The organism is Nostoc sp. ChiQUE02 (assembly GCF_034531305.2).
Lineage (GTDB): Bacteria > Cyanobacteriota > Cyanobacteriia > Cyanobacteriales > Nostocaceae > Nostoc.
In genome coordinates, this window is sequence record NZ_JAVRBN020000055.1 from 21,398 (window position 1) to 35,585 (window position 14,188).

The 14,188-nt window shown below is 43.5% G+C and carries 15 protein-coding genes and 2 pseudogenes; 12 read left to right on the forward strand and 5 right to left on the reverse strand.

The features are described from left to right. Positions 1 to 20 precede the first annotated feature (20 nt). The 3 genes from RM347_RS31210 to RM347_RS31220 form a co-directional block, all read right to left on the reverse strand. Positions 21 to 176: a hypothetical protein gene (locus RM347_RS31210; RefSeq protein WP_322717695.1), complete on the reverse strand. Its 156-nt coding sequence runs from the start codon at positions 174 to 176 to the stop codon at positions 21 to 23. A gap of 162 nt (positions 177 to 338) precedes the next feature. Continuing rightward, on the reverse strand, positions 339 to 527 hold the full coding sequence (locus tag RM347_RS31215) for a helix-turn-helix transcriptional regulator (protein WP_322717696.1): 189 nt from the start codon (positions 525 to 527) through the stop codon (positions 339 to 341). 675 nt (positions 528 to 1,202) lie between these two features. Next, complete coding sequence (locus RM347_RS31220) at positions 1,203 to 2,777, reverse strand: group II intron reverse transcriptase/maturase (RefSeq protein WP_322717697.1); 1,575 nt, start codon at positions 2,775 to 2,777, stop codon at positions 1,203 to 1,205. A gap of 440 nt (positions 2,778 to 3,217) precedes the next feature. On the opposite strand from RM347_RS31220, the gene RM347_RS31225 reads away from it, so the two are divergent. From RM347_RS31225 to RM347_RS31270, 10 genes are all read left to right on the forward strand, one after another. Continuing rightward, positions 3,218 to 3,463, forward strand: a complete 246-nt coding sequence (locus RM347_RS31225; RefSeq protein ID WP_322717698.1) for a hypothetical protein — start codon at positions 3,218 to 3,220, stop codon at positions 3,461 to 3,463. 10 nt (positions 3,464 to 3,473) lie between these two features. Beyond that, a complete protein-coding gene (locus RM347_RS31230; RefSeq protein ID WP_322717699.1) occupies positions 3,474 to 3,785 on the forward strand; it encodes a hypothetical protein in 312 nt (103 codons plus the stop codon). A gap of 119 nt (positions 3,786 to 3,904) precedes the next feature. Continuing rightward, positions 3,905 to 4,231 carry a hypothetical protein gene (locus tag RM347_RS31235; RefSeq protein WP_322717700.1) on the forward strand — a complete coding sequence of 109 codons (327 nt, stop codon included), beginning with the start codon at positions 3,905 to 3,907 and terminating at the stop codon, positions 4,229 to 4,231. Continuing rightward, positions 4,224 to 4,424 (forward strand): hypothetical protein, encoded by a 201-nt coding sequence (locus RM347_RS31240; protein WP_322717701.1) that lies wholly within the window; start codon positions 4,224 to 4,226, stop codon positions 4,422 to 4,424. Before RM347_RS31235 ends, RM347_RS31240 begins: the two co-directional genes overlap by 8 nt. Before the next feature lie 25 nt (positions 4,425 to 4,449). Continuing rightward, the gene (locus RM347_RS31245; protein WP_322717702.1) at positions 4,450 to 4,839 is read left to right on the forward strand and encodes a hypothetical protein; all 390 of its coding nucleotides are present in this window, start codon (positions 4,450 to 4,452) and stop codon (positions 4,837 to 4,839) included. Between the two features lie 596 nt (positions 4,840 to 5,435). After that, positions 5,436 to 5,834, forward strand: a complete 399-nt coding sequence (locus RM347_RS31250) for a helix-turn-helix domain-containing protein (protein WP_322717703.1) — start codon at positions 5,436 to 5,438, stop codon at positions 5,832 to 5,834. Beyond that, on the forward strand, positions 5,831 to 6,289 hold the full coding sequence (locus RM347_RS31255; RefSeq protein WP_322717704.1) for a DUF1392 domain-containing protein: 459 nt from the start codon (positions 5,831 to 5,833) through the stop codon (positions 6,287 to 6,289). Before RM347_RS31250 ends, RM347_RS31255 begins: the two co-directional genes overlap by 4 nt. A 26-nt stretch (positions 6,290 to 6,315) precedes the next feature. After that, on the forward strand, positions 6,316 to 7,074 hold the full coding sequence (locus tag RM347_RS31260; protein WP_322717705.1) for a hypothetical protein: 759 nt from the start codon (positions 6,316 to 6,318) through the stop codon (positions 7,072 to 7,074). A 45-nt stretch (positions 7,075 to 7,119) separates the two neighbouring features. Next, positions 7,120 to 7,719 carry an alpha-ketoglutarate-dependent dioxygenase AlkB family protein gene (locus tag RM347_RS31265; protein WP_322717706.1) on the forward strand — a complete coding sequence of 200 codons (600 nt, stop codon included), beginning with the start codon at positions 7,120 to 7,122 and terminating at the stop codon, positions 7,717 to 7,719. Between the two features lie 186 nt (positions 7,720 to 7,905). Beyond that, complete coding sequence (locus RM347_RS31270) at positions 7,906 to 11,421, forward strand: plasmid replication protein, CyRepA1 family (protein ID WP_322717707.1); 3,516 nt, start codon at positions 7,906 to 7,908, stop codon at positions 11,419 to 11,421. A gap of 81 nt (positions 11,422 to 11,502) precedes the next feature. Here RM347_RS31270 and RM347_RS31275 read toward each other — a convergent pair whose 3' ends face one another. Beyond that, the gene (locus RM347_RS31275; protein WP_322717708.1) at positions 11,503 to 11,877 is read right to left on the reverse strand and encodes a hypothetical protein; all 375 of its coding nucleotides are present in this window, start codon (positions 11,875 to 11,877) and stop codon (positions 11,503 to 11,505) included. Positions 11,878 to 12,070: 193 nt separating this feature from the next. Between RM347_RS31275 and RM347_RS31280 the strand changes: the two genes are divergently transcribed. Together RM347_RS31280 and RM347_RS31285 are read left to right on the forward strand one after the other, a co-directional pair. Then, on the forward strand, positions 12,071 to 12,679 hold the full coding sequence (locus tag RM347_RS31280) for a hypothetical protein (protein ID WP_322717709.1): 609 nt from the start codon (positions 12,071 to 12,073) through the stop codon (positions 12,677 to 12,679). A 6-nt stretch (positions 12,680 to 12,685) separates the two neighbouring features. Next, positions 12,686 to 14,032 (forward strand): annotated as a pseudogene (locus tag RM347_RS31285) (IS1182 family transposase); the annotation flags it as partial. Positions 14,033 to 14,044: 12 nt separating this feature from the next. Here the strand turns inward: RM347_RS31285 and RM347_RS31290 are convergent. Beyond that, a pseudogene (locus RM347_RS31290) lies at positions 14,045 to 14,188 on the reverse strand (IS4-like element ISSysp3 family transposase); the annotation flags it as partial.

Consider the following 14,188-nt stretch of genomic DNA (forward strand, 5'->3'; position numbering starts at 1 on the left):
AGAATTTGTTTGAGCTTATTTTAGTAAGCCTCTTTTTTAGCTATCCGCTTTAGGCTGGCTTCAATTAAACTTAGGTGTTCCTGTAGTTTTAATCCAGAAGCATCTAGCGATGGACGACTATCATTCGTTAAGAAACTACGTACTGCTAAACAATATCCACGTACAAATTCAGACATCACTCCCTACTTCAAATATCCCCGTATCTACCCACTTAAAGTCCTAGTAAGCAGGCGATAAGTGGCTAGACAGGAAAGGAAAAAGGTAAATGCGATCACTCCTATTGCACAAAGGATGACAAATCTAGCGAGTTAATAGTTTAACCAGTGATCATTTCTGCTTTACTGGTTAAACAATTGTGCAAGCTCTTCAATTGATAGCCGGGTGATTTGACATAATTTTGCTGTCTGTATAGGAGTAAGTCGTGGCAAATTAACTCCTCGCTCCCAGTTAGAAACAGTTTGATCTGTTACTCCCACAACTTCAGCAATTTGCCTCTGGGTTAATCCCAGAGACTCTCTTAACTTCATAAATGGATGCTCCGAACTCATCTATACAAAATTCTACTACAAAAATAAAACTACAAACCAACTTGACAGCTACAAATTAACTTGATTTAATAGAGATAGAGAAAGCGCCTGGACTGGTAATCTGAAGCGCTTCTCTAGTCCTATTGAAGAACCTACTAATTATGACTCACGCTATCTACACTTATCAACAGCTGCAACTGAAATCTATTGCCCGACTCAAGCAAATCTACAGCGAAATCGCCTGCACAGTCGAAGTAAGCGACAAACGCTGTAAGGATGCCTGGATTTCCGCCATTGTTAATTATCAAGCCAGCAAGATTCAGAAACTCGCCCCTGTTGCTCCTGATAACCAAGCCCTCGCCCAAGCCGAACTCGACAGCTACATCGCAACCCAAGCCCAAGCCGTAGCTCCCGAACCCCTCACAATAGTCGAAATCTCGTTTGACCATCACGAATATTACGCTGGTAATCAACTGATAGCCAACATCAGCCATGACGATAACCATTTAACCCAACGCTGGGTAGTTACGGTCAATGATAAAAAAGTATTCCGTGCCAACACTCTAATGCGTTGCGATCGCTTCATCTGGGTTGAGTCGATGGGGGATATTATTCCCCGCACCTCTCAGTTAGATCCGTGCGTACCCGTTTCCGTGTACACGGCTCCCGATGTTCTTAGCTTGCGCCTTTGCTCATGTGCTTGTAATCGTGGCAACTCTCATGAATTGCTTCAAGATTATTCTTTTTCCAGTTGGCGTGATTTTCGTCGATGTGATGCAGGTGAACCCGTTCCTCATCGATGAACTTTAAGCCGCAGGAAGCACATCTATGGTTTTGCTTCTTAAGAGCAATAGAAGTTTCGCCATCATAGAGTTTACTGTTACGTTTACTCCAGTAGGCTGTATCTCCGTCGTAAGGTGATTTAGTTCCCTTGACAGAAGTGTGTTTGTTTTCGGAGTGAGGAACCTTTGGGAATGCTTTGTCTAGTAATTTCTTGCTAGAATAGCGGTTTTGCTTGGTTTCCTTGTTAAATACCGTGTAAGCTCTTGTTTCGATGTGGTATAACGAGTTTCTAGACCCGTCCATCTTGCAGAACTTATGGTAATTTCTCCACCCTCTAACTACCGGGGCTAATTTCTCAGCCTTTGTGGTAGCACCATAATTCGAGTTGTTGACGATGTGTTTTACTTTCTTACGGAATGCTTTGAAGTTGTCCACCGAGGGAGTGCTTCTAAACTTTCCGTTTTTCTGGACTTTGAAGTGCCAGCCGAGGAAATCAAACCCATCTGTCGCGGCGGTAACTTTGGTTTTCTTTTGGCTTACATTCATTCCGCGTTTGCGGAGGAACTCGCTGATTCTTTCAAGTATCTCTGTCGCATCATCTTCGGGTCGGAGTATAATAACCATGTCATCCGCGTATCGGACTGATGGTTCTCTGATATCTTCCTTTGAGGTTTTATCAGTGATTTTGCGTCCTTTTGTCCTGGTGTATCTGTGTATACTCTCAATCCCGTTGAGTGCGATGTTAGCTAGTAATGGGCTGACCACTCCCCCTTGTGGGGTTCCTTGTTCAGGGAATTCTGGATTGACCCCTGCCTTGAGGCATCGGAAGATACCGAGTTTTAAGCCTTTGGGGGCAATGAGTTCATCCATTATTGCTGAGTGGTTAATCCTGTCGAAGCATTTTTCGATATCGAGTTCAATAACTCGTTTTTCTATTCCATTGCAGGAAGAGTTAAGGTTGGTAAAGATGTACTGTTGTGCATCATGGGCAGAGCGCCCAGTTCTAAACCCGTAACTTCTGGCGTGGAAAGTGGCTTCGTGTGCTGGTTCGAGTGCATATTTTGCTAGGCATTGCCAAGTTCTATCTGCGATGGTAGGTATCTTAAGTATTCTGGTAGTCCCGTCCTTTTTGGGGATGGGGATTTCCCGTAATCCTTGATGCTTCCAGTTTCCACTATTCATTTTTAGTAATTCTTCAAGGTTGAAGCGTTCTTCAAATGAGAGCGATTTTTTCCCATCGATACCAGCCGTCTTTTTACCAGCATTTAGCTGAGATACTTGTCTAATTGCAAGAAATCGAGCCGAGGTTGATTTTAGAATAAGCTTTTGGAGTGACCTAGCTTTCCGCTTGTCTCCAACTTGAACCGCTTTGTACACGCGCTTTTGAAGGCGGAGAAGATTTCGGCGGAATTTCTTCCACGGTAAAGCTCTCCAAGATTCACTAGTTTTGTAACTGTGTCTAATCATTTTCTCTTCTCTAGTTTGTGTATTCTGAACACCTCAGACCAATTACGGTCTGTCCTACCCGACTTGTGAGGATTCCGCTTCTCGTCTAGCCTACCTGGGGTTCGACTGCCCCAAGACTCCCAAATCGTTTTTATTCGTTCCCTCGGAGAGATTGATTGTTCCGTTAGATGTAGCCACTTCGACTATTGGATTCCCTAGACTCTTGCCGTTTTCTGAGCGATGATTCGGCGGGAATGGACTCCAATGAGGTCAGGGTTTTTTTGTGTTGCGCCCTGCCCTTGTATAAGTCGCTTTTTTAGGCTCTATTTCATCGTAGGAACTCCCTGTTAGCGCCAGTGTCAACCCGCAACGGTCGTCTGATTGCGCCCTGTTCCCAGCTTCACTCTGCAAGAACCGAGCTTGTTCGGTGTGGGCAGGTAAGGAGTCAATTCTGAGTCTGAATGGCAAGGCTTTCACTTGCATCTGACCGAGAGTTCAGCCTTAATGACAGTAATCTGCTGTCGGGCTGGATTAGTTATTTACGGACTGATTACCGTGATTCACTAATCAACGAATCGCACCACTCATTACAAAGATGGCACACTGCCAGTGCAGGAAGAGGCAGGGGTGCAGGGGGCAGGGAGCAGAGGGGAAAGATTCTCTCCCATGCACCCCGCACCCTGCTCCTTGTCCTCTTCCACTACTGAAAACCAAATCATGGCGCATATCTTCAACGAGTGCCAGAATTACGGGTTTGAAATTCTCGATGATGGCATTTACAACAACAAGGGCGTGAAACTGGGGCAAGTCGGATGCACTGACGGGAACTGGTGGGTGAAGAGGCGTTATTCAGTCCAACAGCAGTATTCTAACTCCGTGTTTGATGCTGTGCGATCGCTGTCGATGGTGGACGTGTCTACTGATAGTAAATCCATTTTTGATGAATATTTTTTAGATCAGCCATTAGAACAGCTAACTGGCGATAAATTGCAACGGCTGCTGGAGAGAACGGAGTTAGTCACAGCGTAAAGAGGCAGGGGTGCAGAGGGGCAGGGGTGCAGAGGGGAAAGAATCTGTACAAATCTCTCCTCTGCTCCTCCGCTCCTCTGCTAAAGAGCTTCATTGTCCCTTCATTCACCTATTCATCTATGCAACCCACAATCTCGATCCCTCAACACTGGCCCTACCCTCGCTTTAACTTGGAACAGCGTACACAACAGGGCATCATACTGGGACTTTATTACTATCCTTTGGGTACAGAGTTGGCTGAACAATTTGATGATGGCTGGCGTTATGCGCTGATGCCTAATAAGAATTCTGATGAAATATCGTACTTGAAAGAGGATCAAATCCAACCGCTCTCTCCAGAAGAATTATTCCACCAAATCACTGCTGAAATTGACTTTTATCAACAGCAGATAAGCATTCTCAACAGACAGTTAACCGTATTAACTAAGGGTGCGAACAATGGCTAATTCTACAAATAGCTTTGACCGTAGAGCCAATCATTTGCTGCGTTCGATTCGGCTTTGTGGCGGTTGTGTTCCTCTGCACCGTTTGCAATTCCAATTCTCCGATTCAGTGATTCAAACTCTGCTAGATAAAGAACTGGTGCAAGTACAGAATACGGGGCGCGGCTTTTTGTTGGAGATTGCCGAGGATTTTTAGGTTACTAGTCCCAGAGGAGAAAATTATGAAACTTTACGCGAAGACGATTCCACAAACTTTACCAGATTGGGCAACCACTGTTACAAAGAGTGCAGATTTATTTGAGGTTGAAATCAACGATGAACATCCGAATTTTCAATCTCTACTTGAAGAATTAGAAACCGAGATTGAGCCAGGGACAATAGGTGTTAAAGCTGAGGATTTATGTTCACGGCTTGGTATTGAAATATCTAACCCCAATCTCTACCAGTTAGTTGAACAAGCTCAAACCCTGATATCCCTTATTGCTACGCACCCAGACTACAAACAACTATTGGGCTTGGGATATCAACCTGATTTAAACATTGCTGATGCTAGCACTGCGCTTACCTATCTGCAATGGGAATTAGAGCGTAATCGAGAACCTTCTGTTTAGTAGAAAAGCGTTCACCTGAATGAGTGCCGCTTATTCAAGTGAACGCACGGAAGTTCTTCTCCCGCTACAGAATTCCCATTATTGCACACAGAACACCAATCAATGAAACTTTAACCGAGGTGAACATGGTTACTGAAATCAAACTAGGTTTATGCAACCCTTCTGAACCCATCTATTTATATGTCAAAAATGCCGAGTAACCAAGTGGTTGATGCTGTTATTAACGGTACTGATGAGTTAACGGCAATCGACGGATGGATGCAACAGTTACAAACTGCAAAAGCTGGAGCAGTGTAAATCAGCATACAGGATTCAGAAAAAGTTTTATTTCTGAATCCTCAATTAATCAGATAGGAATTAGCCATAAAAGCCATCGTTATAGTTGTTGAAAAAATCACAAGTGAAGCACACCTAAATATTCCTGATGGACTTGATGAATACGCAATCAAACAGCATATCGTAGAGCGCTACAACACTGGAGAAATGCAGACTGAGATGAACATCTTTCAAGTGGACTTTGAATCAATCAGCGCTCGGATTGTACCAGAACAAGCTGACACACATTCTATTCCTGCATCAATATCAGAGGTGAGATTATGAGTATCAAATGGACTGATGAAGAACTAGCAATTATTGAGGCGAAAGCTGAAGTCTATACAGTCAAACAAATAGCTTCAATCCTAAAAAGGCGAGGATATCAACGCACACCAGTTGCAATTTACCTGAAGTTAAACAACTTAGGTTATTCAGCCCGTCCCACTCTTGATAACTATTGTTGCAAAGAAATTGCTCAAGTTCTTCAATTGAATTTCTCAACTGTTACAAGGTGGGTAAAAAGAGGATGGCTCAAAGCTACAAGACGCTCTGCCAGACATTACCAAATTCGGAAATGGGATTTAAAACAGTTTTTTGACAATCCCCCACAATCCATTAAAAAACGTATTGCTGCTCTTGATGTTGAAGCGATTAATTACCTATTAGGGAAACAAGCATGATTGACCATATTAATGCACTTCAAACAAGTTGGTATCTCTCCCCGCCTTGGGGACAAACAATTCCGCCTGTTGCAGTTAATTTACTACAGAGAGTTTTTCTCCGCACAACAAGAACATTCGGTTACTGCTGTGGGATGCAATGGAAACACGAATGTTGGATTTATTCGATTGATTGCCGCAATGAAATACTCCACGCTACACAAAACCAAATTATCGCCACTGGAGAGTTAGAAACCCTCAACGTGCAAAAACCTACTTTTGTTTTGGGCGAAAGAGTGATCCTCTGCTCTCACGATAAAGGAACAAAACAACGGCTGATTCTGGGGATTGCGCTGGTGCATGATTCTTGGTTTTACCTTGTTGAATTGATGTCACCAACGTTAATTAAGACACCAACTATATCGAATCGTTTCTCATTAGTTGGTGAGAAAAGTTTGGTGCGGGTAAATGTTTAATTCTTTCTAATCACACAAATAAACTTATGTCACAAATCGAAATCGTCGAAATCATCGAACAGATAAAACAAGAGATTGAAGTTGACACTAATGGTCAAGCGAAAGCTAGCCTTCGGGCAACTGCAAGACTGGCTGGGGTTAGTGATAAAGCTATCGGTAAAGCATTAGAGAGTGCGAACCTGGAACCCTCCAAACTGGCTCAAATGCTTATGCAACAAAGCTTTGATGCCGCGAACCTAACTGACTGGAGAACCAGTGGTATCCCCGACACTGCAATCGCAATTATCTTAGAGTACTACGCTTACGAAGCTGGTAGATACTGCACTAAACAAGCCAGATTGGTATGCCGTTCATTCAACACCATCGGCATTCGGGCATGGATTCAGGACAAATTGGGCTGGACTAAACCTACCAATCCTTCCGAAACAGCGATGACACAAATACAGTTACTCGCTGCGATCGCCCAACAGATGGCACAGCAAGAACAATATTTATTGGAGCAACAACAGCAACAAACTCAAATCTTGGCGAGACTCAAAGCAGTTGAAGTTGAACAAGACAGAGTAAACACCCCATGCGGACATAAATATAGTGTTGTTGGATTCGCTAATCTTCAAGGTTTAGAAATATCGGTAAAAGAAGCGGGTACTAAAGGCAGAAAGGCAAGCGCATTGTGTCGGAAACAAGGAATAGAAATAGAACGCATTCATGACCCACGTTTTGGAAAAGTTGGTTTATATCCAGAGAGTGTATTGATTGAGGTTTTCTCTACTGGTCAAAACTGACAGCAATTATCTTCAGAATACTTTCTTGAATGGGAGAAAAGTACCATGCAACAACTCAATTTGTTTCAGGAATCAACCCCAGTTTTACCCATCATTTATTACCCCGATTTCTTAACTCAGGAACTTGCAAACGAACTCTACCAACACTGTTTACAACTGAAGTGGCAGCAGAACCAAATCAGAATCGCGGGTAAAACAATTCCTGTTCCCCGTCTGGAGTGCATTTACGGGGACTACGGCTGCGATTACCTATACTCGAACAGCGTATTTTTGAAACCCCTGACTTGGACAGACAATCTGGCTAAGTTACGAGACAGAATCACTGCGCTAACTGGTTATAAGTTCCGCATTGTCATTGGAAATCAATACCGCAGTGGACAGGATTCAATCGGCTGGCACGCAGACAATGAGCAATCAATGGGTATAAATCCAGCGATCGCATCAGTCAGCCTGGGGTCATGTCGCAAATTCCAAATCAAACCGAGAAATGGCAAAGCAACAGATTTCTGGCTGGAACACGGGAGCTTACTTGTGATGCACCCAGGCTGTCAGTCCACACATCTGCATCAGGTTCCTAAAACCAACAAAGTTGTTAGCACGCGAATTAATCTCACATTCCGACCACACACAGGCGGAAGCAGATAATTCTGATTTTTTCAATCTGAGCAGAGAAACAATAGCACTTCAAAAAAGCTGTCAACCCTGATTCTATATCAGATTCACTGGCTGACAGCATCAATTTTTCGTGCAATTGATTTTTTCTAAGTCATTTACAATCACAACTTCTTAGTTCTTTTGTACTACCTTGTTTCATCAAAAAGGAGTCAGATCATGGGAGAAGCAAAACGTCGTCGGTTATTAGATCCTAATTATGGCTTACCTAAAACACCCAATACTTCTGAACCAACCTCAAAAGGAGTTTTCAAAAAACAAACTGATTTCAAAACTGTACCTAAAAATCACTTCATCAATTCTCATTATGAATTACCAAAGCATTATCTAAATTTACGTGACTCCTCAAACCAAAATGATGCTGATCATTTGAGCCACACAATTGATACACATCAGAATCAGAACAGTGAATTAGCTCCTAACCATTGGCATGAATGGGTGGTCAATTCCGCCGTTGACCCCAAACTCACTGCCCTGAATGTCCGCTCTCTAAGTGGTTCTTTAGTATATGAGTACCTTTTATATGCCCTGCCCCAAACCACTCGACGCAACGATGGGCGACTGCGTGACGGGTACTTGAAAAGATATGCCCATTTAGAGTCCGGTGCATGGTGGGTTAGTGGACTTGACCCTCTCAATGACTGGCTACCGATGGACTGGGGACGGATGAAACCAGATTATCCTCGGCTCGAATGGGACAAGGACACCAAAGAACAAACTCAAAAGCCAGTTAAATACGAGTCACCCCCAAAAACTCCCAACCGTGTCACATATCTGAGAGTCCCCCTACACATCTGGAAGTTGATAGCCCTGCGGTATGACGTGCCGATGCCAGAACATATTATCATTACCGAAGATGGTGAAGCTTTAGGATTCTGGGCTTGGGTCATGGCTCACCCCGAAATCCCTGTATGCCTTACGGAGGGAGAGAAGAAGGCTGCTTGTCTCCTAACTTTAGGCTTTGTAGCGATCGCCCTCCCTGGAATCTGGAACGGGCGCGTCGGCAAGGAAGACTTGGAATACCTGCACCCTGATTTAGTCCCAATGGCTCAACAGAAGCGTAAGTTTGTCATTCTCTTCGATTACGAAAGCAAGCCCAAAACCAAACAGCAGATTTTTGCTGCTACTCGCCGCACCTGTCAAGTAATTCTCCACCTTTCCTGTCAATGCGAAGTGGCGCTGTTGCCTGGGCCAGAAAAAGGAATTGACGATTGGGTTGTGGCTTTGGGGAAAAAAGCTGATAAAGCAGTCAGCACGATGATTGCTGATGCCTTAAGAATCAGCGAGTTAAGCCAAAGGTTTTTCGTGAATCGTGCCAGGGGACTTCGCAAATTTAAACCCGATGTGATAGTCAATACCCGCTATCTTTCCACAGTCATCCGCTCACTGCCTCAATCGGGGTTAGTGGGTTTGGCTTCCGACATGGGCACAGGTAAAACTGAAATCTTGGCGATGATTAGAAGAGATAACCCAGACTTGAGCTTTTTGAACAATGGGCATCGGGTTACTCTTTTGAAGAATTTGAGCGATCGCCTGCAAACTGCAATGTACTCTGCCATATCCTGCGGTGACTGGGCTAAAGCAAAGGCTCTCAGCATCACGGTAGACTCACTGTATAAGATGGCGAATGATTTACAGGCTTATGACATCTTATTTATTGATGAAGCTTGCCAGTATCTCGCCCACTTGCTCAAGTCCAAAACTTGCAAAGAACACCGGGGGGCTATCCTGGAAGTGCTGGAGTATCTGGTTTACAATGCTAAACTGGTTGTTTTAGCAGATGCTCACCTCGATGACCTGACCATTGAGTTCTTCATGCGAATGCGACCGGCTGGCGAAAAACCCTACATCATCAAAAACGAATACCGCTCTGGTGGTCGTCAGGTTTATTGGTACGAAGGTAAAAACAGTAGTGCAATAGTTGCAGAGTTCCACGCTCAGTTGATGCTGGGTAAAAAACTGATGATGGTCAGCGACAGCAAGCGCTTCATCAAAAAGTTGGAACGCGCTTTGAATGATGGGACATCGATAGATACGCCTGATGATGATATACCGGAATCAGCAGAAGACCGCAAGTTACGGGTGTGGGCTATTCATTCAGAAAACAGTGGCAGTGAAGAGAATGTGATTTTCATTAGGGAGATTAATATTGCCATTAAGGATATTGATGCTTTTTTAATTACTCCCAGTCTCAGTTCAGGGGTTGACATTTCCAGCTATCATTTTGATGCCGTGTTTGGCGTGTTTCATGCTGTCTCGCAGTCGGCTACAGAATGCGCTCAACAGTTATGGCGGTATCGTCCAGATGTGCCGATGTATGTTTGGGTGGCACCGCACCCTCCTTTTGGTTACGCCGAAACCAATGCCCGACGCATCAAGGAAAAGATTCTCCAGAAGAATGAAATGACTGCCTTTCTCATCCGCATTAACCGAGAAACGGGCAAACGTGGGGCTGAGAAGGATTGGGCATTGGATGCCTCTTGCCAAATTGAAGCACAGCGCAATTGGTCGATCAATAATCTTCGGGCTGATTTGCGATCGCTTCTGGAGGAAATGGGCAATACAATTATTCCTTTGGGCAACGGTAGTGATGAAGGGACTTCGCGGTGGATGAAGGCGGCGGGTATTGCCATTGATGAGGAACATTACCGTAAAGTTGCTAACGCCAAAGATATTGACAGAAGGACTTACACCAGTAGGCAGCATCAGGATTATCTCAAGCCGGAGGAGGTTTTGGAGTGTGAGAAGTTCCGCATACAGGATACTTACGGCATGAGCGTTACCCCGGAACTGGTTGAGCAAGATGACGGGGGACGCTTAATTAAAAAGATTGTCGCACTGGAGGCAATATTAGCAGCGCCTGGGGAAATGGTCACTGATGAACAGGGGCGAGAATTTATTCCACCGCCAGCTATTGTTGCCGAACGGGATAAATCGGAACGAGAGCGATTAGCTATCTGCACAGACTGGAGCAATCTTTCTACGGCTTGGTTGATGCGTCATCGGCTGGGACTGAGAGCAGTGTTGATCTATCTCATGTCTGGGGTTGAGATTAAAGGGGACGAGGCGATGATTCAGGCTTTGGCTGACTTCTCTAAACGCAACGCATCTCACGTTAAAGGTATTCTCAATCTGACCATCCCACTATCGGAGTCTCCGATGTGGATTTTGGGGCAGTATCTTTCTCAACTCGGACTGTCCACTGAATCGCGGCGACCAATGGAGGATGGTCAACGAGTTCGGTATTATCGGCTCAATACTCTTGATGTCGAGTTTATCCAGAAGGTGCTGGATTATCGGCAACGGCAGAGGGAAGAGAAGGAACGGAAGCGGCAAGAATCACTTGAGCTTCAGGCGGCACATAAAGCTAGAATGCAGTCTCAATATGGGATTAATGCTCCGTCCACACCCCCCATTAATGAAGATGGAGATAATAATCGGGGGGGTATGGACACAGATGCAGAACTCAGTGATTCTTGGTGGGAGCGGGTCAAATATTATGCTCGACTGGCGATTGAACGGGTTGAATACAGGGTTGATGCTGTGAAAGAATTACTCAGTACACTAACGAGTGATGAACGGTTGGGTGTAATGCTGGAGCTTGAGGATACAAGCCCTGACAAATTTGCTCAACTGGTGACAGATGCGCCGCAATGGACTGAGTGGATGGCGTGATTTCAGGCTTTTGGTTACGTAGTCAGCGCAAACATAGTCGGCATCGCCCTTGCTATCGGGTTGATTTGTCTTGGCTAATGACTATCTAAAAAGCGTTATCTCATCGTTGGTATTAACATTTACCACCTCATCCATAATTGGAGCGCTCATGTGCGTGACAGCTAAAACTGATTCTGACTGGATACTAATTAAGCGAACGTATGCGATAGATTCTTTTGGGTTAAGTCCAGCCACAACAATTCTATCCATTGGCAGTAAATCATTACTGGTCGGTAATGCGTAGGTTGCTACTTTGAACAAATCACCTGTTGCTGGGTGAGCTAAATAATTAATCACAACGCAACCAACCCCATATTTTTGGGACATTAAGCGATAAAATTCCCCAATCCTTAATTGTTCAAATTGGCTGTCAAATCCATTTGATTTTTGTTTTTTGGCTGATTTCTTTTTGGACATTGCCACACTATAAGTGTTTTTTCTCAAGCGAACGTTTCAGCAACTTAATACTACTTTTATTCTAATCCCTGTTAATAGTTTTTATCTGTCTTATAAACAGAGAATATATTTAAATAAATTAATTTTTTCAATAATTTTAATAAACCTTCTAGTTTTAATTTAATATATTAGAGTAGACATCAATTCAAGTATAATGTTTCCAAATCTGGAACAATTACAATCAAGAATACTGCCAAATAATCTAGCTGTTGAGGAACTAAATTATTTTGGAGATTTAGATGTTAATTCTTATTTATTTTATCAAAGAGTAACTGATAAACAAAACGAGAAATATCAGCTTACTTATAAATATCTCGGCGAGTCTCACTTTGAGTTTACTGGTAAGGAAATTACAGAAGATTTTATCAAAACCTATGGTCTAAGTAAAAAGGGTGATTTGACAGATTTCTATGTTTACTATAAAACAGAATCATATATTTTTTTGTCTGTCAACATACCTCATAGCGTATCAAAATTTAAACTTTGCCGTTCCAATTTATATGATTATAATCCAAACATAGATGTTAAAGAGTATTTTGAACACACTAGAAACCCTTTAAAATCTGAAGTTATTAAAAAATCAATTGAGTCTATTGGGTCTATTTACTCTAATTATAAACAGACAGCAAAGACAAGAGGATATAAATCAGGCTGGGTTTATTACAGAATGCGTGAAATTGATTTTAAGACACTGTTGGCGAATTCAAATAGGGCATCTCAAAAAGGAGTAGGATCAACAATAAATTCCTACAGTTGGGCATAAGTCAATATGTCGATACATCCTCAAAATATACCTGACATACCCGTTGAAACTGTACAGGTAGCTCGTGCTGCCTTTCCCAAGGGAAATATTTACCTACAGATACGCGATACATTGGGCAGTATTTATGAAGATGAAGCTTTTGTAGAGTTGTTTTCGCAACGGGGACAACCAGCAGAGTCCCCTTGGCGACTAGCACTAATATGTGTAATGCAGTTTGTGGAAAATTTATCAGACCGACAAGCAGCAGACGCAGTGCGGGCGCGAATTGACTGGAAATATGCCTTAAGCTTACCGTTAACAGACAGTGGCTTTGATTTCTCCATTTTATCCGAGTTTCGCACTCGGTTGGTGAACTCTGGTATGGAGCAAAAGCTACTGGACATACTTTTGAGCCAGTTACAGTCAAAAGGATTATTAAAAACCCATCGACGACAGCGCACAGATTCAACTCATGTGGTGGCAGCAATCCGCTCCCTGAATCGACTGGAAACATTAGGGGAAGGAATGCGTTCCGCCCTCGATAGTTTAGCAGTAGCTGTGCCAGAGTGGTTAACTGCCCACATTCAACCAGATTGGTTTGACCGCTACGGTCGTCGTGTAGAAAACTATCGCTTACCTAAATTGGATTCAGAGCGAGAAGCTTTAGGCAGTACGATTGGCGCAGATGGATTAACTCTACTAGAAGCAATTTATACACCAACATCGCCAGATTGGTTACGCCAACTGCCTGCCGTGGAAACTCTTCGTCAAATCTGGGTACAGCAATTTTATGCCCCACAAGAAGATGGGTTGGTAAAATGGCGTAGCGTCAAAGATATGCCACCATCAACATTGGCAATTCACTCTCCTCATGATGTCGAAGCACATTATAGTTCCAAGCGCAGCGTCAATTGGGTTGGCTATAAAGTACACATGACGGAGATTTGTGACGAAAATAGCCCTCGTTTCATTACAAATGTTCACACGACGCTATCCACTATTACTGATGAGCAGGCAGTCCCACCGATTCATGAAGCACTAGCTCTTAAAACATTGCTGCCAAAAGAACATTTAATGGATAGTGGGTATACTGCTGCTGAGTATTTGGTTAATAGCAAAACTGATTATGACGTAGAAATAATTGGGCCAGTGCGACCAGACCCTAGTTGGCAAGCAAAAGCAGGTCTTGGATTCGATGCAACTAATTTTGTAGTGGATTGGGATAATAAAGTAGTTACTTGTCCTCAAGGACATAAAAGTACCAAATGGATACCAAGAAGCGATGTCAAAGGTCAAGCTATCATCGACATTCGATTTTTGGGTAGTACTTGCCGAGCCTGTCCAGTACGTTCACAGTGTACCCAATCAAAAACCTGACTTTTCCCGTTAAGTCTCTTTTGCAAGCTGCCAACCCTCACAGAGGTCATGCAATTTTAACCAACCTCGCCATAGTACCTGGATACCAATAGGAGTTTTATGTCGATGTTCAAGATAGCCTCCAAGACGGGCGATCGCTTCAACAGCCCAACT